27 protein-coding genes and 1 riboswitch are annotated in these 22,804 nt (G+C 42.1%); of the genes, 23 read left to right on the forward strand and 4 right to left on the reverse strand.

The genetic code is table 11. The annotated features are described in order from the left end of the window. Positions 1–24 precede the first annotated feature (24 nt). Both CARFE_RS15450 and CARFE_RS0102310 read left to right on the forward strand, forming a co-directional pair. Positions 25–1,476 (forward strand): transglutaminase domain-containing protein, encoded by a 1,452-nt coding sequence (locus tag CARFE_RS15450; RefSeq protein ID WP_028051586.1) that lies wholly within the window; start codon positions 25–27, stop codon positions 1,474–1,476. Positions 1,477–1,724: 248 nt separating this feature from the next. Continuing rightward, a complete protein-coding gene (locus tag CARFE_RS0102310) occupies positions 1,725–3,581 on the forward strand; it encodes an N-acetylmuramoyl-L-alanine amidase (RefSeq protein ID WP_028051587.1) in 1,857 nt (618 codons plus the stop codon). 26 nt (positions 3,582–3,607) lie between these two features. On the opposite strand, the gene CARFE_RS0102315 is transcribed toward CARFE_RS0102310, so the two are convergent. Then, positions 3,608–4,192, reverse strand: a complete 585-nt coding sequence (locus CARFE_RS0102315) for a Uma2 family endonuclease (RefSeq protein WP_028051588.1) — start codon at positions 4,190–4,192, stop codon at positions 3,608–3,610. Between the two features lie 140 nt (positions 4,193–4,332). On the opposite strand from CARFE_RS0102315, the gene CARFE_RS0102320 reads away from it, so the two are divergent. The 13 genes from CARFE_RS0102320 to CARFE_RS0102385 all read left to right on the forward strand — a co-directional run bounded on the left by CARFE_RS0102320 (position 4,333) and on the right by CARFE_RS0102385 (position 13,568). Next, positions 4,333–4,836, forward strand: a complete 504-nt coding sequence (locus CARFE_RS0102320) for a ribonuclease toxin HepT-like protein (RefSeq protein WP_028051589.1) — start codon at positions 4,333–4,335, stop codon at positions 4,834–4,836. Positions 4,837–4,847: 11 nt separating this feature from the next. Beyond that, positions 4,848–5,222: a nucleotidyltransferase family protein gene (locus CARFE_RS13980; RefSeq protein WP_034541463.1), complete on the forward strand. Its 375-nt coding sequence runs from the start codon at positions 4,848–4,850 to the stop codon at positions 5,220–5,222. A 241-nt stretch (positions 5,223–5,463) separates the two neighbouring features. Next, the gene (locus CARFE_RS13990) at positions 5,464–6,204 is read left to right on the forward strand and encodes a tyrosine-protein phosphatase (protein ID WP_051250113.1); all 741 of its coding nucleotides are present in this window, start codon (positions 5,464–5,466) and stop codon (positions 6,202–6,204) included. Between the two features lie 67 nt (positions 6,205–6,271). Continuing rightward, positions 6,272–6,401, forward strand: a riboswitch (cyclic di-AMP (ydaO/yuaA leader). 79 nt (positions 6,402–6,480) lie between these two features. Next, positions 6,481–7,716 carry a glutamate 2,3-aminomutase gene (gene eam / locus CARFE_RS0102340; RefSeq protein ID WP_028051590.1) on the forward strand — a complete coding sequence of 412 codons (1,236 nt, stop codon included), beginning with the start codon at positions 6,481–6,483 and terminating at the stop codon, positions 7,714–7,716. A 101-nt stretch (positions 7,717–7,817) separates the two neighbouring features. After that, on the forward strand, positions 7,818–8,456 hold the full coding sequence (locus CARFE_RS15455) for a ferredoxin-thioredoxin reductase catalytic domain-containing protein (protein ID WP_051250114.1): 639 nt from the start codon (positions 7,818–7,820) through the stop codon (positions 8,454–8,456). An 85-nt stretch (positions 8,457–8,541) separates the two neighbouring features. Then, positions 8,542–9,357, forward strand: coding sequence for an electron transfer flavoprotein subunit beta/FixA family protein (locus CARFE_RS0102350; RefSeq protein ID WP_011345345.1), 816 nt, complete (start codon positions 8,542–8,544; stop codon positions 9,355–9,357). Between the two features lie 27 nt (positions 9,358–9,384). Next, entirely contained in the window at positions 9,385–10,395 is a 1,011-nt protein-coding gene (locus tag CARFE_RS0102355; RefSeq protein ID WP_028051591.1) for an electron transfer flavoprotein subunit alpha/FixB family protein, read from the forward strand. Next, positions 10,396–11,691 (forward strand): FAD-dependent oxidoreductase, encoded by a 1,296-nt coding sequence (locus CARFE_RS0102360; RefSeq protein ID WP_028051592.1) that lies wholly within the window; start codon positions 10,396–10,398, stop codon positions 11,689–11,691. Further along, positions 11,688–11,969: a ferredoxin family protein gene (locus CARFE_RS0102365; RefSeq protein ID WP_028051593.1), complete on the forward strand. Its 282-nt coding sequence runs from the start codon at positions 11,688–11,690 to the stop codon at positions 11,967–11,969. The genes CARFE_RS0102360 and CARFE_RS0102365 overlap by 4 nt, the downstream gene beginning before the upstream one ends. A 70-nt stretch (positions 11,970–12,039) precedes the next feature. Beyond that, positions 12,040–12,243 (forward strand): ferritin family protein, encoded by a 204-nt coding sequence (locus CARFE_RS0102370; protein ID WP_028051594.1) that lies wholly within the window; start codon positions 12,040–12,042, stop codon positions 12,241–12,243. A gap of 13 nt (positions 12,244–12,256) precedes the next feature. Continuing rightward, positions 12,257–12,499 (forward strand): spore coat protein, encoded by a 243-nt coding sequence (locus CARFE_RS14000; RefSeq protein ID WP_034541467.1) that lies wholly within the window; start codon positions 12,257–12,259, stop codon positions 12,497–12,499. 71 nt (positions 12,500–12,570) lie between these two features. Then, positions 12,571–13,005 (forward strand): DMT family transporter, encoded by a 435-nt coding sequence (locus CARFE_RS0102380; RefSeq protein ID WP_028051595.1) that lies wholly within the window; start codon positions 12,571–12,573, stop codon positions 13,003–13,005. A gap of 140 nt (positions 13,006–13,145) precedes the next feature. Further along, complete coding sequence (locus CARFE_RS0102385; RefSeq protein WP_028051596.1) at positions 13,146–13,568, forward strand: putative zinc-binding protein; 423 nt, start codon at positions 13,146–13,148, stop codon at positions 13,566–13,568. Here the strand turns inward: CARFE_RS0102385 and CARFE_RS0102390 are convergent. Next, positions 13,565–14,365 carry a sulfite exporter TauE/SafE family protein gene (locus tag CARFE_RS0102390; protein WP_028051597.1) on the reverse strand — a complete coding sequence of 267 codons (801 nt, stop codon included), beginning with the start codon at positions 14,363–14,365 and terminating at the stop codon, positions 13,565–13,567. The genes CARFE_RS0102385 and CARFE_RS0102390 overlap by 4 nt on opposite strands. 375 nt (positions 14,366–14,740) lie before the next feature. Between CARFE_RS0102390 and CARFE_RS0102395 the strand changes: the two genes are divergently transcribed. The 4 genes from CARFE_RS0102395 to CARFE_RS0102410 are packed head-to-tail and all read left to right on the forward strand — an operon-like array spanning position 14,741 to position 18,817. After that, positions 14,741–15,307 (forward strand): LemA family protein, encoded by a 567-nt coding sequence (locus CARFE_RS0102395; RefSeq protein WP_028051598.1) that lies wholly within the window; start codon positions 14,741–14,743, stop codon positions 15,305–15,307. A gap of 10 nt (positions 15,308–15,317) precedes the next feature. Beyond that, positions 15,318–16,100, forward strand: coding sequence for a TPM domain-containing protein (locus tag CARFE_RS0102400; RefSeq protein WP_051250115.1), 783 nt, complete (start codon positions 15,318–15,320; stop codon positions 16,098–16,100). Between the two features lie 24 nt (positions 16,101–16,124). After that, positions 16,125–17,945 (forward strand): sensor domain-containing diguanylate cyclase, encoded by a 1,821-nt coding sequence (locus CARFE_RS0102405; protein ID WP_028051600.1) that lies wholly within the window; start codon positions 16,125–16,127, stop codon positions 17,943–17,945. Between the two features lie 29 nt (positions 17,946–17,974). Next, the gene (locus tag CARFE_RS0102410; protein ID WP_084138706.1) at positions 17,975–18,817 is read left to right on the forward strand and encodes an SDH family Clp fold serine proteinase; all 843 of its coding nucleotides are present in this window, start codon (positions 17,975–17,977) and stop codon (positions 18,815–18,817) included. Between the two features lie 51 nt (positions 18,818–18,868). Here CARFE_RS0102410 and CARFE_RS0102415 read toward each other — a convergent pair whose 3' ends face one another. Both CARFE_RS0102415 and CARFE_RS0102420 read right to left on the reverse strand, forming a co-directional pair. Continuing rightward, a complete protein-coding gene (locus tag CARFE_RS0102415) occupies positions 18,869–20,191 on the reverse strand; it encodes a 4Fe-4S binding protein (protein ID WP_028051602.1) in 1,323 nt (440 codons plus the stop codon). Beyond that, entirely contained in the window at positions 20,175–20,561 is a 387-nt protein-coding gene (locus CARFE_RS0102420) for a hypothetical protein (protein ID WP_028051603.1), read from the reverse strand. The genes CARFE_RS0102415 and CARFE_RS0102420 overlap by 17 nt, the downstream gene beginning before the upstream one ends. Positions 20,562–20,746: 185 nt before the next feature. Here CARFE_RS0102420 and CARFE_RS0102425 point away from each other — a divergent pair, with 185 nt between their 5' ends. The 4 genes from CARFE_RS0102425 to CARFE_RS0102435 all read left to right on the forward strand — a co-directional run bounded on the left by CARFE_RS0102425 (position 20,747) and on the right by CARFE_RS0102435 (position 22,800). Then, positions 20,747–21,280, forward strand: a complete 534-nt coding sequence (locus CARFE_RS0102425; RefSeq protein ID WP_028051604.1) for a hypothetical protein — start codon at positions 20,747–20,749, stop codon at positions 21,278–21,280. Positions 21,281–21,356: 76 nt separating this feature from the next. Then, positions 21,357–21,572 (forward strand): hypothetical protein, encoded by a 216-nt coding sequence (locus tag CARFE_RS16130; RefSeq protein ID WP_154652705.1) that lies wholly within the window; start codon positions 21,357–21,359, stop codon positions 21,570–21,572. A 179-nt stretch (positions 21,573–21,751) separates the two neighbouring features. Continuing rightward, entirely contained in the window at positions 21,752–22,426 is a 675-nt protein-coding gene (locus tag CARFE_RS0102430; protein ID WP_028051605.1) for a helix-turn-helix transcriptional regulator, read from the forward strand. Continuing rightward, complete coding sequence (locus tag CARFE_RS0102435) at positions 22,423–22,800, forward strand: RidA family protein (protein WP_028051606.1); 378 nt, start codon at positions 22,423–22,425, stop codon at positions 22,798–22,800. Before CARFE_RS0102430 ends, CARFE_RS0102435 begins: the two co-directional genes overlap by 4 nt. Positions 22,801–22,804 lie beyond the last annotated feature (4 nt).

Below are 22,804 nucleotides of genomic sequence, written 5' to 3' on the forward strand. Positions count from 1 at the left end.
AAAAATTCGAAAGGAGGGTTGGTGGTGAGAAGAAAATTAGGAGTGCTGGTACTACTTGCCTTTTTACTGGTTACCGTATTTAGTACTGTTTCGTTAGCGGCGGACACCCCGACCCTGACTGTTGTGGCGCCAAAGGTGGTTTATTCCCCATCGGCAACCATTACCGCAAAAGCTTCCGGACAGAATCCTTTAAAGTATCTGACGGTTAATAAAAACCATTATGCTTTGCCGGGTACGAAAAGTATAGTTAAATCGGTTAAGGTGAATTTAAAAGCCGGAAGTAATATTTTTACCGTTAAAGTGGTTGACCATAAAGGCAAGTATACCTTACGTCGGGTATATATTGTTTACCTGGATAAAACTCCGCCGGTGCTTATGGTAACAGCGCCTTCGGTGGTGACTAATTCTACGGCGGATTTAAAAATCACTGCTTGGGATATTTCCCGGGTAGCAAAGTTAGAGGTTAACGGGAAAAACCTTTTAGCGGTACCGGTTTGGTATTACCAGACGGTTGCTAAGGTTAATCTTAATCCCGGTGAAAATACCGTAACGGTTAAAGCTGTTGATATCTTTGGTAACACCACCGTTAAATCCCTAAAAATTATTCGCCGGGATAGCTCGAATACTCCGGTAGAAGAGATAAAGCCGGGAAGTGTTTTAAGCTTTGACTACCGGAAGCTTTCCGAGTATCCCGATGTGAATACCTATACCCTTAATTTAAAACCCGGAGAGGAAATTGGAACCCTGCAAATTAGCGGTATTCCAGCGGGGATTAGTACCGACTTTGGCTATAAGCCAGCCGGTAGCGGGAAAATATATGCAATAAAGGAGTTTAACAGTTCCAATATAAGTGGCGAGAAGCTTTATTTCCGGTACGGGAGTGGCAGCTATTACCTGCTATTTTACAAGCAGTCGTGGGGTAGCAGTGTTTACATTGAAAAAGTGATAAAATTAAACGTGACCGGTATTGCCGATAAGTCGACGCTTTTACCTTCCGGCTTTGTTGATAGCGATAATCCTACAATTCGGCAAATTGCCTACGATTTAACCAAGGACTTAACCAGTGATTTGGAGAAAGTAAAGGCAATTCATGATTATGTAGCCAGGGCATTGGCTTATGATTGGACCAGCTACCGGCTTGGGGTGGTGCCTCAGAAAACTGCTTCGGAAGCCTTAACTTCCGGTACCGGTGTTTGCCAGGATTACAGCCGCTTGTTTGCAGCTATTGCCCGGGCAGCGGGAATTCCCACTAAAATTGTGATCGGTACCGGTGATGGTGAGCCCCATGCCTGGAACAGGGTTTACGTTAACGGTAAGTGGCTGGATGTGGATGTGACCTGGGATGACCAGGAAAAGTATGGGATAGTTTATGATTATTTCTTAAAGGAAGCACCTCTACCCAAGCATGTAGAAGATACTTCGGCGGAAGCCTATTATGAAGCGGAAATGCTCCATTCGATAACCTTTGAAGAGTAGGGTGATTCTTTCCACCCACGACTGACGTCCGTTGACAGGTAATGTCGGGACAGCTCAAATTTGGATAAAAACTGGAAAAACCATAAAACTACCCAAAAAACTTAGGATTTTGACAAGCCCCAGGGGGTTATGTGCTGTAATTTCTGATTTTACGCCCTTTTGGGGTTTTTTTTGTTCGACAAATTGTAAAGACTTTGTTATAATATTTACAAGATTTGATAAATTAATGGAAAAAGGCGGGTGAAAAAGTGAGAAAGGGATATCGCTCCAGCCTTCGCGGACAAGCTCTGGCATTTCTTTTGGTTTTCCTTTTCTCCATATTTTTTGGGTTCCGCCTGCCAGTATTGGCCGCAAGCTACGGAGTGGTGACGGCTTCGACGTTAAATGTTCGTTCTGGTCCGGGCATTAATTATGCTAAGATTGGTGTATTAACCCGGGGACAAAAAGTTGAACTTACGGGGAAAACGGGTGAGTGGTTTAAAATCCGGTATAAAAACGGTTATGGATATGTTTCCGGCAAATATATCAGTCCGGTAGTAGGGAGTAGCCGGAGCACTCAAGCGTCTCGTACCGGGATTGTGACAGCTACAATTTTAAACGTCAGAAAAACCCCGAGTACTTCTGCGGCGATAGCCGGTAAATTAGCCAAAAACACGCGGGTGGAAATTTATAAAGAGCAAAACGGCTGGTATTACATAAAAGCGGGGAGTATTGCCGGGTGGGTGGTAAAAACCTATATTAAAGTTACCGAGACTTCCCGGGGGACAACCCCTACTCCTCCGCAGAGCAGTACTAATACTTCTATTAAGACGATTTCTGGAGTCTATGCAGTAAAAGCTACCAACTTAAATCTTCGTTCCGGTCCGGGAACAAGTTATAGCGTGATAAAGACCCTGCCGCAGGGGACAAAGGTAGAAGGACTGCAGGTTTCCGGTGACTGGATGAAGGTTAAAGCGGGAAGTATTACCGGCTGGGTAGCAAAAGCGTTTTTAGTTCCTTTTGTAGAAGATACCAGCCGTGGAGATACGCTTAGGATTATTAAAACGGTATATCCAATGATTGATCCCGTAAATATTTTTAACGGTGCGGGGTTTTCTACCGGAGTTAAAGCGACAATTTCCGGGGAAAAGAGCTTTGGGGTTTTAGAGGAAAAAGACGGCTGGTACCGGTTAGCTTTGGCTGGCCGTGAGATAGGCTGGGCGGAGAAAGCTTACTTTAGCGATACTCCGGTAGAACCGGTACATCCGGTGCAGATTAAAGGTGAAACGGCACCTGCTTCGCTGACCTGGCAAATAACTACTACGGCCAATCTTACTTATACTTTAAGTAATGATAGACTGACGGCAAAAATTGTTTTAGAAAATGGGCAAATCGATAATATTACTACTCCTGATTTGAGTTTTCCGGTAAAAAGTTTAACCACAGCTACGGAAAATGGAAATGTAGCTGTAAATTTTGCCGGCTTTGTCCCGCTAAACCTTGCGGTGGAGAAAATTAATGGGGGATACAATGTAAGAATTTTCCCGGAACCAGTACTTTCAGGGAAAAAGATTGTACTGGATCCTGGTCACGGCGGTAGCGACCCCGGTACGATAGGAAAGGTCTATGGGATTAAAGAAAAGGATGTAAATTTAGATATTGCTCTTAAACTTAAAGGTTACCTGGAAGCGCTGGGAGCTGCTGTTTATATGACCAGAACTGGCGACACTTATCTTTCCTTACAGCAACGTGTAGATTATGCTAATGATTTATCTGCTGATTTATTCTTAAGCATTCACCAAAACAGCGTAGGTTCGCCAGCATATTACTCGACTAATGGCACGCAAGTGTATTACTACCCTGATCCCAGTAATCAACTTTTAGAGAAAGCTTTAGCAGATAAGCTTATGAGTTCGTTAAATGAAGTTTTAGGAAGTAAAAATAAAGGAATCTATACGGATAAAGGATATTATGTTATTAAGTATACTGAAATGCCTTCTACCCTGGTGGAAGTAGGGTTTTTGTCCAATGCAGAAGAAGAAAAAAAACTTTCTACCCCGGAATACCGGACTAAAGCGGCAGCGGCTTTAGCACAGGGAATAACCAAATGGTTTTTAGGTAAGTAAAGCGCCGGCAGAACGCCGGCGCTTTTTTAATCTTTAAATATTTGCTCCGTTGAAATAGTGAACCCGGCCAGAACAGAAGAAGATACGAATGATGGGATAGTGTATTTTTCCGGCTCGCCAAAACCTTGATCATTATCCTGACGGTAAATTAATACTGTTTTCGTTTCGGGATTTACAATCCAGTATTCCTTTACATGGAATTTATCGTATAAGTTTAACTTTAATACATAATCTAAGCGATAGGATGTGGGGGATACTATTTCAATAATTAAATCCGGTGCTCCAAGGCAACCTTTTTCTGTAAGTTTTTGCGGGTCACAAATAACCAGAAGATCCGGCTGAACTACGTTTTTAACGTCTTCAATGGTTTCATTTTCTAAAGCCAGAAGCACATCAAAAGGGGCTACGTAAAGTTCGCAGGTAGTTTCTTTTGTTTTTAGGAAACTACCGATTTGCAAAGCAAGCTCTAAAAGGGTTTTTTGATGGAGGCATGACGGAGAAGCGTAAGCTTTTGAGAAAAATTGGCCATCAATAAGTTCACCACGCTCTTCTTCCGGAAGTTTTAAATAATCTTTATAGGTAAAAACGTTAGAGTTCAAAGCTTTACTCATAAGTTTTGCCTCCTTTTGTTAATCTAATTTTATCCTGGGGCAAATAAGAGGTCAAGGAAAATAGAAAAAATTAACAGTGCTGATTGTAAGGGCCGGTGAGTTAAGATACAATTATAGTAAATAAAAGCGGAGGGGTAAAAATGACACCGCGGGATATCATGATTATTTCAGCGAGAATAAAGGAAGAGCTAAAAAATATCAAGAAGCTTGAAAATGAACTCATAGAAAAAGGATATTATTCTGGACAAAAAAATTTAAAAAAGATTTTAAGCGGGGATAGCTTTATTATAAGGGCTGTGGCTTCTATCTTGCATGATATATATGTATGTATAGAAAACATTTTTAAAATAATTGCCCGGGAGTTTGACGGAAAGGTACCGGCTTCGGAAAACTGGCATAAAGAACTTCTCCTGCAAATGGCGCTGGATATTGAAGGTGTACGAAAAAGAGTTATTAGCCGGGAACTTTGGGAAAAGCTTGAGGAATTAAGAGGCTTTAGACATGTATTTCGAAATGTTTATGGATTTAATTTAAATGAGGAAAAAATTCTTGCTTTATTAATAAAGCTACCGGACACACTGAGGTTATTTTTTCTTGAGATGGAAGAATTTATAGAGTTTTTGCAAAAAAGTGTTGCCGATTAGGAGTGAACGGTATGGTTCCCTTTTCCGAAAAAGATATTATTGAGCAGCGGGAGTGGCTGAAAAAGCGGCAAAAAAGACAGGAAGAAGAGAAAAAGATTTTACGGGAAGAAGCTTTAAGTAAAGCTAAAGAAATAGCTAAATTTATCCGCCAAAGGTACGGAGTGAAGGATGTTTATTTGTTTGGTTCCCTGGCCGATGAAAATGCTTTTTTTACTCCTATTTCGGATATAGATATTTTCATAGCGGGGAAAATTGAGGGAAGTTTTTTTAAAATGGTAGCGGAGTGTGTGGATTTAGCGGTACCTTTCCAGGTACATCTGGTATTAGAGGAAGATGCGCCGGCAAGTTTAGTGGAAAAAGTTTACCGGGAAGGGAAGAAATTATGATTACTTTTATAAAAGGGGTTACACGGCAAACCGGAAGCCATATTCGTCTTACTACAACATTGAAAGGGGAACATCATGTTACAATTCCTCTACATGATCCTTTAAAAATTGGAACTTTAAATAATAAATGATATAGCGAATTTGAAAATTTCTAAGGATATACTTATTAATAAATTTTTTGAATAAGAATAATTAACCCAGAGTTTTCTAAACAGTGAGTGAATTTTTAAGGAGGCTTAAAATGCTGGACCTTCACTGCCATATTCTACCCGGAGTAGATGATGGGCCAAAGACGCTTGAAGATTCCTTATGGTTTGCCCGGGAAATGGCGAAGGCGGGTTTTCGTGAGGTGGTAGCGACTCCGCACTTTATGGCGGAAGGAGCACCGCTAAAGCCGGAAGAAGTAATCCGCAAAGTAGAGGTTTTAAACCGGGCCCTGGGGGCGGAGAGTATTGCGCTTAAAGTCTACCCGGGGATGGAGCTTTATCTTACCCCGGAGCTTCCGGAGTTAATAGCCGAAGGTAAAGTTCTGGGCTTAAAAGGGGAACGGATTTATTTAATTGAACTGCCGCTAACGCAAAAACCGCCCTGGCTTACCTTCTACTTAGCGGAGATAATCGGGGCAGGGAATAAAGTAATCATTGCCCACCCGGAGCGGTACCGGTATTTACGGGAGAATTGGAAGGAAATTGAGGAGCTTTTGGATATGGGGATTGTTTTTCAGGTAAGCCTGACTTCCCTTTTATCCGGTTATTTCGGGGAAGGAAGCCGAAAAAGTGCCCGGTGGTTTTTAGAAAAAGGGGCTTTGGTTGGTACCGATGCTCACGGTCCGGGAAGTATAAAGTTTTTAGAAGAGTATCTTAAACCGGAAGTATTTGCCAATAACCGCCGGTTTTTTGAAGGAAAATTTTTAAATTCGGTAGCTTTAGAATTTCAAGAAGAAAAGTCAAAAAAGAAAAAGTCGTGGTTAAAATTTTTCTAAGATAACCAAAATATGTTACAAAATAGTCAAGAAACTTGAAAAAAATTATTTTACTTGGTAAAATATTATTAACAGAACGCTGAATTCCCGTTACGGGAAGCGGGGGAACCATCTTTTGGGGTGAATCCTTTTTAGGTAGGGCGACTCCTTCCGCCCGAACCCGTCAGCTAACCTCGTAAGCGTCGAAGGGGGAGCAAAATGGATATTTTTTGCCTTTTTGACCCTCCCCCTGGAGGGTTTTTCTGTGCTCCCTCTGAATTGAAAGGAGGGATTTAAATGAATAGAGCAAGAATTTCGCAGAAAGATGAAGGATTGAAACGGCAAAGAGAGCTTACCAGGATTGGTCGTAGTAGGTTAAGGGAAAGAAAAAAGGTTTTATCGGGATTTGAAGCCTGGGAAAAAATTTTAAAACAAAAGGAAAAGATTTTAAAGGTATTAGGCGGAACGGAGGAAGACTGGCAGGATTGGCGCTGGCAGTTGAAAAATCGGATAACAACGCCGGAAGTTTTACGAAAAATTTTGCCGTTAAGCGATCAAGCTCTCTGGGAGCTCCAGGAAGTCAGTAAAACCTTCCGCTTTGCCATTTCGCCTTATTATTTGAGCTTAGTTGATCCCGATGATCCCGATTGCGGTATTAAGAAGCAGTCGGTTCCTTCCATTTTAGAGATTTTAGATGATACCGGTGAACTTGACCCGATGAATGAAGCGGGGACTTCGCCGGTGGCGGCGGTTACCCGGCGTTATCCGGACCGCTTGATAATTAATGTTACCAATATGTGCGGGATGTATTGCCGTCACTGTCAGCGGCGAAGAAATATCGGGGAGGTTGACCGGAAAACTCCCCGGGAGCAGATAAAAGAAGCCCTTCTTTACATCCGGGAGCATAAAGAAATCCGGGATGTTTTAATTACCGGTGGGGATGCGCTCCTTTTATCCGATTTGGAGTTGGACTGGATATTAAAAGAACTTTCCGAAATACCCCATGTAGAAATTAAAAGGATTGGTACCCGGGTACCGGTGACCTTGCCGCAAAGGGTTACCGATAATCTGGTTAAAATATTAAAAAAATACCCGCCGATATATATCAATACCCAGTTTAACCATCCCCGGGAGGTAACTCCTGAGGCCAAAAAAGCGGTGGATAAATTAATTGAAGCGGGAGTGGTATTAGGTAATCAGGCGGTGCTTTTAAAAGGGGTAAATGACAATCCCGTAATTATGGAGAAATTGAACCATGAGCTTTTAAAAATTCGGGTACGGCCGTACTATATCTTCCAGGCGAAGAGGGTACGGGGAACGATGCATTTTGTTCCCAAGATTGAAGACGGATTAAGGATAATGGAAAGCTTGCGGGGCTATACGTCGGGACTGGCAGTGCCGTATTATATCGTCAACGCGCCTGGAGGCTTTGGGAAAATTCCGCTTTTACCCCAGTATTTAATTGAACTCTCGGAAGAAGAAGCAGTTTTACGCAACTGGGAAGGCCGAATAATTAGATACCCGAATAGTTAAGATGAACATCCGTCTACCGTTTGGTAGGCGGATTTTTTATTGCAAATAAAATTATAAAATGTTATATTTTAAATAAAATAAAATTATTAGGAGGTTAGGGTATGGACGTTAAAGGGATGTTCAAAATGATGAAAGCTTTTTTCGGGGATTATTTCCGCTATCGACAGGAATTGGGACGACAGGACCAGTTTATTAAAAAATATGCGCAAATTAAAAACTTAAAGGTAAATCCTCACTGGATGTTTTATACCAATTTAAAAATATGGTTGACTGAAAGCGAAAAGATGTTTGGGCGCCGTTATTGTCCTTGCTTTGAGCCGTCAGGGGACAGGGAATTGGATAAAAAGCTCATTTGTCCCTGTGCCTTTGCGGAAGAAGAAATTAAGGAAAACGGCACCTGTCACTGTGTACTGTTTGGCCGCCAGGATTTGTCTCACGAGGATTTTAAAAAAGCCGAGGCCCATTTAATGGAGGAGTACCAGGGGGTGCCGTTAAATTTTGTTAACGGCATTTTAGATACCCGGAAAGTACCGGTGGAGAAAAAACGGGGACTTAAAGTTCCCGATAGCCTTCACCAGGTAAAGAGAGCATTAAATGCAATAGGTAATAAAGAGTTAACAGTACTGGTGGAAAAAGAGCAGGAAGCGGAAAACCTAAAAAAATTTGCGGAGCTTAAAAACTTAGAGTATCAAAAGAAGGAAACTAGCGATGGCTATTTGGTGACTTTAAAAAGAAAATAAAAAGCTTTTGCTAAAATTGTAAGCTAACTCACAGAAAAATTTTTAATCCTGGGTAAACTAAAAATAAACGTCTGGAGGTGGTATTGTGCATGCGGTAGTTTTACTAAAACAGGTGCCCGATACGGCGGAAGTGCGGATTGACCCCAAAACTAACACTTTAATTCGCGAAGGGGTGCCATCTATTATCAACCCCTACGATGCCCACGCCCTGGAAGAAGCTTTAAGGCTTAAGGATAAATACGGCGGTAAGGTGACGGTGGTTTCGATGGGTCCGCCGCAGGCGGCCGAGGCTTTGAAAAAAGCAATTTCTTATGGAGCCGACCGGGCGATTTTACTTACCGACCGGAAGTTTGCCGGATCGGATACCCTGGCTACAAGTTATGTCCTCGCCAAAGCTATTGAGAAAATAGCTTCCGCGGAACCGGTGGATTTGGTGTTTGCCGGTAAGCAAGCCATCGACGGGGATACGGCGCAGGTGGGTCCCGGGGTGGCAGCCAGGCTCAATATGGCGCTTATTACCTACATTGAGCGGGTGGAGGAGTTTAATCCCGTGGAAGGCTATGTAGTGGCGGTAAGGAAAATTGAGGGGCGGAAAGAATACGTGCGGGCAAAACTGCCGGCGCTTCTTACGGCGTTAAAGGGGATAAACGAAATCCGTTACGCTACTATGCCGGATATGATTCGTGCTGCCCGTTACCAGCCGGAAGTATGGGGAAAAGAGCAATTAGACGTGGAGGAAGCTTTTTTAGGACTTAAAGGCTCACCCACACAGGTATGGAAAAGTTTTGTGCCCCAGGCTAAAGCCCGGGCTAAAGTAGAAATGCTGACGGGCAGTCCCCAAGAAGTGGCCAAAGCTCTGGTAGAGAAGCTGGTTCCGTTAACGCTTGTAGCAAATAAGTAGTAATTTAATATTTAAGGTGGTGGTTAGATGCACGCTCAAGGCGTCTGGGTTTTTGTGGAACATTTAGGCGGAGAAATTGCTCCGGTTACTTTTGAGCTTTTAGGCAAAGGACGGGAACTGGCCGATGATTTAGAAACTGAACTGGCAGCGGTGCTTTTAGGTGATGGTGTCCGGGATTTTGCCGAGCAGCTTTTCCGCTACGGTGCCGATAAGGTTTACCTTATTGACGACCCTGTTCTGAAGGATTATCGGACGTATCCTTACGCTAAAGGCATTGTCAAGCTTGCGCAAAAATATACGCCCGAGATTATCTTGATCGGGGCGACTACCTTGGGCCGGGATTTAGCCGGAGTGGTGGCGACCTGGCTTAAGACTGGGCTTACGGCGGATTGTACCGAGCTTTCTATCGATAAAGCTACCCGGCTTTTACACCAAACCCGCCCGGCTTTTGGCGGCAATATCATGGCGACCATTCTCTGCAAAACCGCCCGGCCGCAGATGGCTACCGTACGTCCCCGGGTATTTCCCCTGCCCGAACCTAAACCCAGAATTGGCGTGGTAGTGGAAGAGGAGCTTGGGATTTTAGAGGAGGAAGTTCCGACCCGGATAATTAAGTACGAGGAGGAAAAGGGACCGGGAGTTTATCTTGATAAAGCGGAGATTATCGTTGCCGGGGGCCGGGGACTTGGAAGTAAAAAGAACTTTCGGCTGGTGGAGGAATTAGCTGAAGTTCTCGGGGGAGTAGTAGGAGCCAGCCGCCCGGCAGTAGAAGCGGGCTGGGTTCCTTATGCTCACCAGATAGGCCAGACCGGGCAAACGGTGCGGCCCAAGCTGTATATTGCCTGCGGTATTTCTGGGGCAGTGCAGCATTTGGTTGGCATGCAGATGTCCGAGGTGATTGTAGCCATAAACAACGATCCCAATGCTCCGATTTTCAATATTGCTACTTATGGTATTGTAGGCGATGTACTGGAGGTACTTCCCGCAATTACCGAAGAAGCACGCCGGGTGCTGGCAGGACAAAGGGGGGTGCGGTAAATGCCCGAAAAGTTTGACGTAGTGGTGGTTGGAGCAGGACCTTCGGGACTGGCGGCAGCCTATAAACTGGCGGAAGCGGGACTGAAAGTTCTTGTAATTGAACGGGGCGAATTTCCCGGCGCCAAAAACGTTATGGGGGGCATTATTTATAAAAAGCCCACCGAAGCTGTTTTCCCGGAAATTTTTAAAGAAGCCCCGGTGGAGCGACCGATAATTGAACAGCGTTATTATTTTTTAACCGATACTGCAAAAATTGGATTTTCCTATCGAAATCCCCGGTATAAAGAAGACATTAGCGGATATTCGGTCTTTCGGGCGAAATTCGACCGGTTTTTAGCTAAAAAGGTGCAGGAAAAAGGAGCGCTTTTAATTACCGAAACGGTGGTGGAAGACTTAATTGTCAAAGACGGCAAAGTAAAAGGAGTTATTGCCGGGCGGAAAGAAGGAGAAGTTCTGGCGGATGTGGTGGTGCTGGCGGAAGGGGCCCACTCCCTTTTAGCGCAAAAGTACGGTTTTCAAAAGCCTATTCCACCGCAGAACCTGGCGGTGGCGGTAAAAGAAGTAATTGGGCTCCCAGCTTCGGTAATCGAGGACCGGTTTAACATCGAGCCCGGGGAAGGAGTGGCGATTGAGCTTTTCGGCAAAGCAACGGCCGGTATGGTGGGAACAGCCTTTATCTACACCAACCAGAATTCCCTTTCTATTGGGGTTGGCGCTTTAATGTCGGATCTTATTAAGAGGCGGATTAGCCCCAATGATTTAATTGAAGCGTTTAAAAACCATCCGGCAATTAAGCCTTTGTTGCGTGACGGCGAGGTAAAAGAGTACCTTGCCCACTTAATTCCGGAAGGGGGCTATAAAGGGATACCCAAACTTTACGGTGATGGTATTGTGATTGTAGGCGATGCCGGAATGCTGGTAAACTCCATCCACCGGGAAGGTGCCAATTTGGCCATAACTTCCGGAGCGTTGGCGGCAAAGGCAATAATCAGGGCGGCAAGTCAGGGGGATTTTTCCGCTAATACTTTAAAGGTATATGAAGATTATTTAAAAGAAAGCTTTGTTATGAAAGACCTGGAAAAATATAAAAATGCCAAAGATTTCTTAGAACAAAACCACGACCTGATGACCACTTATCCCGATATGATGGATGAGGCCTTTTTTGAACTATTTATGGTAGACGGAGTACCGAAGCGGGACAAGTTTAAGGCAATTAAGGAAAAAGCGCTATCTAAGAGGTCTTTCTGGCAGATGGTGAAAGATGCCTATGGTCTCTGGAAGGGGTTGATTCGATGAATTTAATGGATAAGCTTTATTTAAACCGGTTTGTGCCGGACAATGAATCGCATCTTAAAATAAAAGACCCCAAAATTTGTAAAGAAAAATGTGATGCCAAGTACTGCACTTACGTTTGTCCTGCCGGGGTTTACTCCTGGGATAAGGAAAGTGAGCGGATCATGATTGCCTATGAAGGCTGTGTGGAGTGCGGTACCTGTAAGTACGGCTGCCTTTTTAACAATATCGAATGGCGCTATCCCCGGGGCGGCTTCGGGGTAAGCTATAAATTTGGATAAAATAGAAAAATAAACCATAAATAAATTAAAACCTTCTCGGGAAAAGTAAAAACCGAGGAGGTGATTTTTTATGCAGCTTTCCCAGAAGGAGCTTATTTATCTTCAGGAGCTTGCCAAGCTTGAGGGGCTTCAGGCAACCCGGGCTTCCTTTTATGCCCAGAACGCCAGTGACCCGTCTTTAAAATCCCTTTTTAGCCAGATTTCCAGCAACTGTTCGCAGCATGCTTCAAGCATTAACAGTTTGCTTTCCCAGGCAGGTATAACCATGCACTAAGGAGGTGGTAAAGATGCTTAAAGACCAGGACATGATTACGGATATTCTTTCCTTTGAAAAATTTTTATCTACCATGTATCACACGGCGGTAATGGAGGCTTATTCCGATCAGGTGCGGAATACTTTAATGCAGGCCCATAACGATAAGTTAAATAATGCCCGGAAGCTTTTTACTACAATGTCCCAAAAGGGCTGGTATCAGGTACCGCTGGTGCAGCAAACCGGAAACGAAATCCGGGTCCGTCCCACCATGTAAACCGTGGCAAAAGCCACGGTTTTATGTTAGGAGCACCAACCACTTACCGCAATTTACGGAGGTCTAAACTTATGGATGGGAAACTTTTAGCCTACATGATAGCTGCTCTGGCGGGGATGGCAATGGCCGTTCAGGGTTCCATGAACAGTGCTTTAAGTAAATCCATAGGCCTTGCCAAGACTACCCTTATCGTACATATTGTTGGAACAATTGGAGCGGCTTTTTTTGTTTTTTTCAGTAAAGAAAAAGGTAGCTTTTTTCAAGGACCCTGGTATTACTACCTGGGTGGTTTAATAGGGGTGGTAATTGTTTACGCTGTAGCTTTTGCGATGCCTAAAGGAGGGGTGGCAGCAGCAACTACGGCTATTGTAGCAGCGCAGCTCTTAACTGCCGGGATAATTGACCGCCTGGGGATATTCAATCTGGCAAAAACTCCTTTTTCCTGGCAGACGATTTTAGGAGCGGTTTTTATTATTGTAGGGGCATGGTTGGTTTTAAAAGAATGATACCTTGACAGGAAAAATTATTGATAATAATATTATAGAAGAATTACGAAAATACTAATTTTAAGTAAAAAATATTTTCCTACGAATTTTTCCATACCACAGACCGCATACTACCGAACACTATTTGAGGAGGTATAAACATGAAAAACTACGAAAAAATTGCCGTTACCCCCTGTGCGGGAATTGGCCAGATTTTTGGGGTGATAACGAGGGAAGCAGCGTATAAATTGGTGGAAGAGTTATATCCGGATAATACCGTTTTGGTTTGTCTTCCGGCGCTGGCTACCGGCGTTCAGGAAGATATTGATTTTATCAATGATTATCCGGTGTTGGTGCTAAATGGCTGTAAAGACCGGTGTGCTACGAAGGCAGTGGTGGATAAAGGCGGCAAGGTTGATTTTGAAGTATACTTACCGGATGTGCTTAGAGAAGAAAAGCTCTCCTTAGCCGGTGAGAAAAGAAGCCGGCCGGGAGAGCGAAGCCGAAAAGCGATAGATGCTCTGGCAGATAAGGCAGCGAAGATAATAAGAGAAAATATAAGAGTCAGGGAAAAAGCTGTTTAAAGAGTAAGAAGCCTTACGGCTACCAGGGCTAAAGCTACTGCCAGGCCTTTTTTAATGGTGCTGCCGGAAATTTTAGCGGAAATCCGGGCACCGATTTGCGCTCCGATAATGGCGCCAATGGCATAAGCAATGGCTTTTGGAAAGACCACATGGCCGTAGGCAATGTGGGATGTTACCCCGATTAACGAGGTAATTACCAGGATAAAATGGCTGGTAGCGGTAGCGATATGCATCGGAAAGCCCAAAAAGCCCATAAGTGGGACATGGATTATCCCGCCCCCTATACCCAAAAGGGAGGATAAAATGCCTACAATTAAACTGATTCCGATACCAAGCCAGAGGTTAAAGGAATATTCATATTTATTTCCTTCGGCATCAATAATTTCCCGGGTTTCGTGCCCGGGAATTTTTGTTTCTTGGTTTTCTTTTTTAGCGTTGGAGGTTTTATGAAAAAATGTTCGAACTGCCAGAAAAAATAACAGTAAGGCAAACAGGACATTAAAGAGGCGCGAATGAAGAAAGCTGTTTAAATAAGCACCAAAAATTGCCCCGGGAATGGTAGCCAGGGCAAAGTAAAAGGCGGTGCGAAAATCCACCCGTTTTTGCCGGATGTAGGCGATACTTCCGGATAAGGCATTAAAAAATACCATAAACAGCGAGGTACCGGCTGCGGTCTGGGGTGAAAATTTTGCCACCAGGATAAGATAGGGGATTAAGATAAAGCCTCCTCCGGCTCCGATTAAAGTACCGATCATCCCCACAAATATGCCGATAATTACGTTTAATAAGTGTTCCATATTTTTCACCCTCACCTTTCTGTTTTTAAATGCTTTGATATTTTAAAGGTAGGGGCAACTCCATTTTTCAACTTCTAATTTCAAATCTCAAACTTCGAAGAAAGTTGTCCCTACGTATAATTGTGGTTGGTAATCTGTCGTAGATGGTAGAAAAAATGACCGACCACCGTTAATATTTTACCACTTTTTTCTTTTGGAAAAAAAGAATCTTTAGCTGGTTTGGTTGCATAAAATTAAGATACCGGTAGAGGATGCTCCTAACTTCTTCGCGGTTAATTGTTAAAATTTTATTACATTTTCCACCAAAAGTTTGAAAGTTTTTGGGTGGTAATGTAAAATAAGTCCGGGAGAAAATGAAAATGTGGGGGTAGAGCGATGAACCAGAAGACCTTAATTTGGATAGTAGTTGGGATTATAATATTATTTTTGGTATATGGTTTTTCTACTTATAATTCGCTGGTAGCTTTAAACGAAAAAGTTGATGCTAATTTAAGTGAAATCGATAACCAGTTGGCCCGGGCGGCGGAGCTTTTACCCAACCTTGAAGCAACCGTTAAAGGGTATGCAGCCCACGAAAAAGGGATTTTCTCTGATATTGCTAAAGCCAGAAGTTTAATGCTTTCTGCCGGTACCGTTTCCCAGCGGGATGAAGCGGCAGGAGAGCTAAGTAACCTGGTGGGCCGACTTTTAATGTTAACCGAAAATTATCCGAATTTAAAAGCTGATGCCCAGTTTTCCCAGCTCATGGATGAGCTTGCCGGAACGGCTAATAGGATAACTGTGGCCCGCCGGGATTACAATGAGGCAGTTAGAAAATACAATACCCGGATAAAAACTTTTCCTACAAATATTGTAGCCAGAATGTTTGGTTTTACGGAAAAAGATTACTTTAAGGCACCGGAAAATGCCAGAACTTTTCCCAAGGTGAATTTCGGCCAGTAGGTGACAAAAAGTGAAAATTTATAAATACCTAATAGGAGTAGTAATACTCCTTTTTCTTATAAGTTCGTCGGCTTTAGCTATTGTTCCCAAACCGCAGCAGGATATATATGTTGCCGACTACGCCGGGGTACTATCCCCGGCGACCCGGGAAGAAATCCTGCGGGTTAACCGGGTGCTTTATGCTAAAACTGGAGCACAAATAGCGGTGGTAACGGTCAATAGTTTGGAAGGGATGACGATTGAGGAGTACGCCTTAGAAGTTTTACGCCAGTGGGGTGTAGGAAACAGGGAGAAAAATAACGGCGTGGTAATTTTGGTAGCTATTAAGGACCGTAAAGCCCGAATTGAGGTGGGTTATGGTTTAGAAGGGGCTATTCCTGACGGCAAAGCAGGAAGAATATTGCGGGAAGAGATGGTTCCCTATTTCAGTAACGGCGATTATGACCGGGGGATTCTTTTGGGTTTTCGGCGAATAGCTGCGGAAGTGGCCAGAGAGTATGGAGTGAACCCGGCCCAATTAAGTAAGGAAAATCCCGCTGCATACCGGGTAAAATCCGGTGTTTCCGTGGAAGTAATCGGTGCGGTTTTTGTAATACTGATAATCTTATTTTTTTTCATCACCGCTATGCTGCGACCGCGTAAGTACGGTTATTATGATTCCTACCGGGGACCGGATTTTGACCCACCGATTTTTATTCCTCCAACGGGGCCTTTTGGCGGTGGTGATGATGATTTCGATGATAATTTTGGCGGTGGCTCCGGCGGAGGCGGTGGGGCCAGTGGCGGCTGGTAGTTTGCCTGCGGGAGGGAACAACGGTTGGAAGGTTACAAGAAAAAACTATTCTTGGTTTTTGCTGGGGCTTTTTTGTTCCTGGCTTTTGCCCGATATTTTACACCGACTATGTACCGGATTTACAGTCATGAACAATATCTCGGGATACACACTTTTTTAGAGCTTATTACGGTGTTTGTTTCTTTTGCGATTTTCAGTATGGTCTGGCTAATGCGGGAAGGGCTTACGGGAAGAAGCGGGCGTTTTCTCTACGTATTGGGGTTACTTTTTTTTGCCGTGGGCTGGGTTGATTTACTTCATGCTCTATCGTATAAGGGGATGCCTCTTTTTATTACGGAAAGTTCCTATCAAAAGGCAACTTTTCTCTGGCTTTATGGACGTTTTATAGTAGCTTTTGCGGTTATTATTGCAAGTTTACACCTCTGGGGATCGACCCGAGCTGTGGTCCGTCCCTGGTTTATTGTTTTTACCGACATAGTGTTGATAGTAATAGCGTTTTTGTTTTCTACGGTTTATTTAAAATATGTTCCCCCGCTTTTTATCGAGGGACAGGGACTTACTTCCCTTAAAGTTTCTTTGGAACACCTTTTAATGACTTTATATGGTTTGGGGTTTTTACTGGTATTTGCCAAAAGACAGGAATTAAAACTTTCGTTAATAACAAATCTGGGGTATTTTCTTATTTTTACTTTCTTTTCTGAGGCAGCTTTTACTTTTTATAAGAGTGTTTATGATACTTATAATCTAATCGGTCATTTATACAAGGTATTGGCATATATTTTTCTTTTCCGGGCAATTTATCTTTCGGGAATAATAACTTATTTTTATAATTTAAGCGAAATGGCCAAAATGAGTGAAGAACTTTTAAAACATCAAATCGACTTAGAGGCGATTTTAAAGATTCACGGAGATAAGTTGCAACAGCTAATACCAAAAGCCGAAAGGATTGCCATTTACTTAAAAGAGGGAGAACATACTTACCGGGCGGGGTACAGCAGCGGTAAGTTTCAGGAGATGTTTCCCGAAAGAGGCATAATTTATTTTCGGGATTTGGAAAAAATTTTTGGCTTAAGTATTGAGACCTTTGAGAACTTAAATGATATCTTAGAAATGTTAGAGCATAGAGATTTTAGCCCTTTAATTAAAGAGATTTTTGCCCACAGCAAACAGGTGTTATATATTCCTTTGGTAACCGATGGAGAGCTTTACGGATTTATTCTGGCTTACATTTTCCGTCCTTTTGTTAAGTTTGATGAAGATGACTTTGATACTGCCCATTTTTTCCAAAAATTTGCTACTCTGGCAATTGTTCAGGCTAAAAGGCAGGAGATAATGGAGAGATTGTCTTATGAAGATAGTTTAACGGGACTTCATAATAGGCGTTACTTTTTTGAAGAACTTAATAAAACAAAATACGATGCCGACCGTTACGGTGAACCGTTTACGGTGGTTTTTCTGGATATGAACGGGTTAAAAGAAATTAATGATAATTTAGGCCACCAGGCGGGCGACCTTGCTTTAAAATTAATAGGACAAAAAATCCGGGAAAATATCCGGCAGAGCGATGTGGGTGCAAGACTTGGCGGCGATGAGTTTGGGATTATTTACCGTAAGATGGGGCTGGAGGAAGGAAAGAAGAAAATTGCAGAACTAAAAAAGAACTTTTCAGCCTTAAAGATAAAAAAATACCAGCGGGAATTTTCTTTAGCAGTCGGCGGGGCTACTTACCCGGTGGAGGCTGGAAGCCTGGAAATTTTGTTGAAGCTTGCGGATGACCGGATGTATGAAGATAAAGGGAAAAATAGAAGAAGCATTGAAGTTGGGAAAAGAATAAAATATAAATAATGGAGAAATAAAAATTTGCGAAAATTGAGGTGAGAGGCTTGAAAGTTTCTCTTTTTGATTTTTTCTGGTTTTTACTTTTACTGATGTCGTTAATTCCAATGTTTAAGCAGCAAAAAATTGAGGTTTTACGGCTTAAAATTATCCGGGATTTTGAGATGAAGAGAAAGTCCCGCTTAATAACCATGATTCACCGGCAGGAGACGTTTAGTTTTCTTGGCCTTCCCGTTAGCCGTTACATCAATATTGAAGATTCGGAGCAGATACTGCGAGCAATTCGCCTTACCCCCGATGATATGCCCATTGACCTGGTGCTCCATACCCCCGGTGGCCTGGTGTTAGCAGCGGAGCAGATAGCAGAGGCGTTAAGAAAACATCCGGCTAAAGTTACGGTGTTTATTCCCCATTACGCGATGTCCGGTGGAACTTTAATCGCTCTTGCTGCCGATGAAATCGTCATGGATGAAAATGCGGTAGCCGGGCCGGTAGACCCGCAGCTGGGGGAGTATCCGGCGGCATCAATTCTCAAAGTGGTGGAGCAAAAGGGTCCAGATAAGGTCGAGGACAGAACTTTGATTATGGCAGATATAGCTAAAAAAGCTTTAGCCCAGGTGGAAAATACGGTGGTGGAGCTTTTGTCCGATAAGATGGATTTAGAAAAAGCCCGGGAAGTGGCCAAGCTTTTATCCCAGGGAACCTGGACCCACGATTATCCCATTTCCGCCCAGCAGTTAAAGGAGCTGGGGCTTCCGGTGTCGACGGACCTGCCCCGGGAGATCTATGAGCTTATGGATTTATATCCGCAACCCCAGGGCCGCCGGCCTTCGGTGCAGTATATCCCTCTGCCTTACGGAAAAAATGATCTTCCCAAATAAAGATGATACCCCCTTAAATAAGGGGGTATTTTTGTTAAGTCTTCTAAGTTATTACATTCTCATAGCCATCGGGAGCATAAAGAGGTAAATGTTAATTAAGAGGAAGATGATAATTAATATACTGAAGGGTAAGAAAACATTGAAGGTATTTTTAGGTTCGTTGTTTTTAGCGATTTTCCAGGCGGTGTATAGCGACAAAATTGCACCTAATACCAATATGGTATATTGCAAAAAGGTTATTGTCGAAGAGCTCACAATAGCAGTGCTCATACCTTCTAATTTTTTGCCGGTGAAAAAGGCTAAACCTGTATAATAAATTGATTTTCCTTCAGCCAAAAGGTGAAATAGGTTATGAGCTATATGCCCGGCTAAATCTAAAGGAATAAGGGAATAACCGTAGCGAGCGAAATTTTCCCAAGTTTTTTGGCGATTAGCATAAGAGGCACCTTTACTTGCAACTAAGGTTAGGACTACTGGTATGGTCATGGCAATTAAAAATAGTACTGTAAATAATACTGGATAACTATCAGTGTGGAGAATATTAGTTAAAGCTTTTTGCCATTTCTGCCAGATTTCTAACATGGTAAGGTTCTGTACAAAAACGATACCCATAATTACAATTGCCAAAAATGACTCTTCAAGGCGTGGCCGTTTGATAAACCAAAGTTCACTGGCAGGGGGTTTAAAAGAGATATTTATTGAATCGTTTGGACAATTTTTAACACAATAGCCACAGAGATTACAGGTAGCGCTGGTTTGCATATTTCTAGGAACCTCAAATAACGGGCAACCAGGGGCATTTTTACTACCTTTATAGCAAGCAAGAGTGGTGCAATTTTTACAAATATCCGGGGTGGCTCGTAATTTTAGCATACCTGTTCGGGAATAGTTACCTGCAAGACCACCTAAGAAACAAAGATAACGGCACCAGGTACGCCTTTCAAATAATACCCCGGAAAAGATAACACCGGTAGTTATTAAAAGAAGCAGGATTCCTGAACCACGAGGGTTTTCGACGATTCCCCAGATGTGGTCCGACCAGGTTATGATGATAAAGGTCGCATCAATAATCCAAATTCCGTACTTTTTAAGAAAGTTGGGAACTTTAAGTTTCATTCCAGCAAATTTTTGCACAAAATCGTTGATGGTGGCAAAGGGGCAGATAGCACACCAAAAGCGACCAAGCAAAAGGAAAATTAACGGGATTATCGGCCACCAAAGCACCCAGGTGAGAGCTGTACCAAAATTATCATGGGGTGATGCGGGGCCGGTGATTAGAGTATAAATAACAATGCTAAAGAAAAATAATGTAATGATCTGGAAAATTACCGGATACCAGCGGCTTTTAAGGATATTTTTAAGTACCTGATTCATTTTTCAACTCCTCTCTTTCGGGAAGATAACGGGATATAAGTCCAGTTAAAATTATGCCTGTATTTAAAATGCCTATAACTTTTAAAAAACTCCAAGGGATATCGCTTGATGCGTGAGAATCGCTGGCTTCATGGCTATCCATGCCGCTTTGTTGGTGGTCATCGGTACTGTTATTTGACATATCCATATTTTCTGCAGACAAGGTGTTTTGCTTGTTGTTATTCATATTATCCTTTGACATTTCCATATTTCCCGAGAACATCGAGCTGTCATTAGTTATGGAATCATGCCCGCCGCTGGCCAACGTAATGTTACCTAAAATAAAGATAAACAGTACTAAAAGAGTTAGAACTTTTGTTGCTGCTTTCATAGCTTATCACCTCCTGTAGTAGATTTTGCTGTTGCTTACTTTAGCAAAAAGTTGTTTAAAAAACATAACGAAAGTGTTACAAAAATTAAAACTATAAGTTGTAGTAGTTTTGTAACATTTTGATTAAGGTTCCGTAAAAGTTTGTTGTTAACATAAGTTAGTGTAAAAAAATAGGGAGGTGCGGGATGGAAATCAACAATCATTCTTTCCAAAATTCCTGGCAAAAGATTTTGTTTCCGTATTTTAGTTATGCCTTTTATTTTCTTGGAATGGGGCTTATTTCCGGTTCTATAGTCCACATGCCTCTAAATCCTGCTCGATATTCTTTGATCATGAGTATAGGTATAGTGCTTTTCGTGATTGCCTCATATCTTTATGAGGTGAAATTAAACAGGCGAGAATTAAGTGGTACGGAAACGGTGAAGTTTTTACTATTTTCATTGTTTTTATCGGTAGGTATAGGGATGATGAGTGGGGGTATTCAGCACTTTGATGAAGAACCGGCTTATGCCAGTTACTTAATACCTGCAGGCTTAGTTATTTCGCTGATTAGCTTTACGGTAAAACATGGAATTAAGCCGAAATTAAAAGAAAAGTTAATTGCCGGGGTTGTTATTTTAACCTTAGCTTTTGCCTCTTGGACCTATCTTCAGGACTTAGCAAAAAATCCTGAAGTCATTACTCACGGACATCAGGAAACTGAACAACATATGGATTAAAAGGAAAAGGCGAGGTAGTACACCTCGCTTTTTATATGTGTGCGCCCGGCATGGGTGCAGACTCACGGGTGCATTATTGCTGTTATTTGCAACATCTACAATTGTCTTGGCTGATACGCCAACAGATGCTTATTTGGCAGGTGGCTTTCTGTTAACACAAGACAATCCGTTGGAAGTTAGGGTTAATCCTGCACCAGATAATGGGCAAACGTTAAGTGTTGAAATCAGTAAAGACGGTAACCCTTATACAGCAACTACTACAACAAAAGCAGTTATTTTTTTTTGCAAATAATATTGATAATTTAAAAAAATACGTTGATTACTAATTTTTAAGTTGCAAAAAAATTTTTATTATAAGAAGGATTTTTTATTTTTATGCAGAATTATTTCTGTGAAAAAAATTTGGCATAAAAGGTAAAATTATTTTCAAAATTACTAACAACACAAATAATCTCACTGAGGGGGGATAAGGTGAAGGAAAAGTTATTGGAAAGATTTATTCCTCTGGTAGATTTCATTGCTACTATTGTCGGGCCACACTGTGAGGTTGTTCTACACGATGTTACAAACGTAGAGAGTTCAATTATTGCAATACGGAACGGTCATATTAGTGGGCGAAAGGTGGGAGGACCGCTTACCGATTTAGGGCTAAAATTTTTAAAAGAAAAATTGTATCAAACGCAAGATGCTATGGTTAACTATCCTGCTCGGACAAAAGATGGAAAACCGTTACGTTCGTCTACTTTTTTCATTAAGGATGATAATGGTGAATTAGTTGGAATGTTATGCGTAAATGTGGACCTTAGTACTGCTTTACAAGCACGTAAATTTATTGACGACTTTATTATGAATATAGACACAGATAAACAAGCTCAAAAAATTAATTTAAGAAGTGAGTTTTTGGAAGTTACGAACCCATCTTTAGAAGACTTAATGTCATCCCTTATTGAAGAAACTATTAAACAGTTCAACGTTCCACCGGAGCGGTTGTCACAAGAAGAAAAAATAGAAATTGTCCAAAAATTAAATGATAAAGGCTTCTTTTTATTAAAAGGTGCAGTAACCGAACTTGCAAAATATCTAAAAACCTCGGAAAGTACAATATATAGGTATCTAAACAATTATAAGAAGAGGGATGAGAAATGAAAGAAGTTATTAACACCAGCAAAGCGCCACAAGCTATTGGTCCCTATTCTCAGGCTATAAAGGTAAATGGATTTCTATTTGTCTCTGGTCAAATTGGTATTAATCCTCAGACTGGTGAACTTGTACCAGGAGGAGTTGAAGCCCAAATAAAACAGGCAATGGAAAATATAAGGCAGATCTTATCTGCAGCGGGTATGGAATTTAGCCATGTGGTTAAAACTACAATTTTTATTACCAATATGGATGACTTTACTGCTGTAAATAAAATTTACAGTGAATATTTTGGTAAGGTTTTTCCGGCACGTTCATGCATAGCTGTTGCTAGTTTGCCAAAAGGCGCGCTGGTAGAAGTAGAAGTTGTTGCTTGTAAATAAATTC

It is taken from the genome of Carboxydothermus ferrireducens DSM 11255 (assembly GCF_000427565.1).
Taxonomy (GTDB): Bacteria; Bacillota; Z-2901; order Carboxydothermales; family Carboxydothermaceae; genus Carboxydothermus; species Carboxydothermus hydrogenoformans.

Coding starts and splice junctions, on each gene's coding strand:
- CARFE_RS13980 (WP_034541463.1), top strand. CDS start 4,848: ATGGTTCCCTTTTCCGAAAAAGATATTATTGAGCAGCGGGAGTGGCTG.
- CARFE_RS14000 (WP_034541467.1), top strand. CDS start 12,257: ATGCTTAAAGACCAGGACATGATTACGGATATTCTTTCCTTTGAAAAA.
- CARFE_RS0102370 (WP_028051594.1), top strand. CDS start 12,040: ATGCAGCTTTCCCAGAAGGAGCTTATTTATCTTCAGGAGCTTGCCAAG.
- CARFE_RS0102355 (WP_028051591.1), top strand. CDS start 9,385: ATGCACGCTCAAGGCGTCTGGGTTTTTGTGGAACATTTAGGCGGAGAA.
- eam (WP_028051590.1), top strand. CDS start 6,481: ATGAATAGAGCAAGAATTTCGCAGAAAGATGAAGGATTGAAACGGCAA.
- CARFE_RS0102320 (WP_028051589.1), top strand. CDS start 4,333: ATGACACCGCGGGATATCATGATTATTTCAGCGAGAATAAAGGAAGAG.
- CARFE_RS0102395 (WP_028051598.1), top strand. CDS start 14,741: ATGAACCAGAAGACCTTAATTTGGATAGTAGTTGGGATTATAATATTA.
- CARFE_RS0102380 (WP_028051595.1), top strand. CDS start 12,571: ATGGATGGGAAACTTTTAGCCTACATGATAGCTGCTCTGGCGGGGATG.
- CARFE_RS0102385 (WP_028051596.1), top strand. CDS start 13,146: ATGAAAAACTACGAAAAAATTGCCGTTACCCCCTGTGCGGGAATTGGC.
- CARFE_RS0102365 (WP_028051593.1), top strand. CDS start 11,688: ATGAATTTAATGGATAAGCTTTATTTAAACCGGTTTGTGCCGGACAAT.
- CARFE_RS0102435 (WP_028051606.1), top strand. CDS start 22,423: ATGAAAGAAGTTATTAACACCAGCAAAGCGCCACAAGCTATTGGTCCC.
- CARFE_RS13990 (WP_051250113.1), top strand. CDS start 5,464: ATGCTGGACCTTCACTGCCATATTCTACCCGGAGTAGATGATGGGCCA.
- CARFE_RS0102425 (WP_028051604.1), top strand. CDS start 20,747: ATGGAAATCAACAATCATTCTTTCCAAAATTCCTGGCAAAAGATTTTG.
- CARFE_RS0102315 (WP_028051588.1), bottom strand. CDS start 4,192: ATGAGTAAAGCTTTGAACTCTAACGTTTTTACCTATAAAGATTATTTA.
- CARFE_RS15455 (WP_051250114.1), top strand. CDS start 7,818: ATGGACGTTAAAGGGATGTTCAAAATGATGAAAGCTTTTTTCGGGGAT.
- CARFE_RS0102415 (WP_028051602.1), bottom strand. CDS start 20,191: ATGAATCAGGTACTTAAAAATATCCTTAAAAGCCGCTGGTATCCGGTA.
- CARFE_RS0102390 (WP_028051597.1), bottom strand. CDS start 14,365: ATGGAACACTTATTAAACGTAATTATCGGCATATTTGTGGGGATGATC.
- CARFE_RS0102360 (WP_028051592.1), top strand. CDS start 10,396: ATGCCCGAAAAGTTTGACGTAGTGGTGGTTGGAGCAGGACCTTCGGGA.
- CARFE_RS0102420 (WP_028051603.1), bottom strand. CDS start 20,561: ATGAAAGCAGCAACAAAAGTTCTAACTCTTTTAGTACTGTTTATCTTT.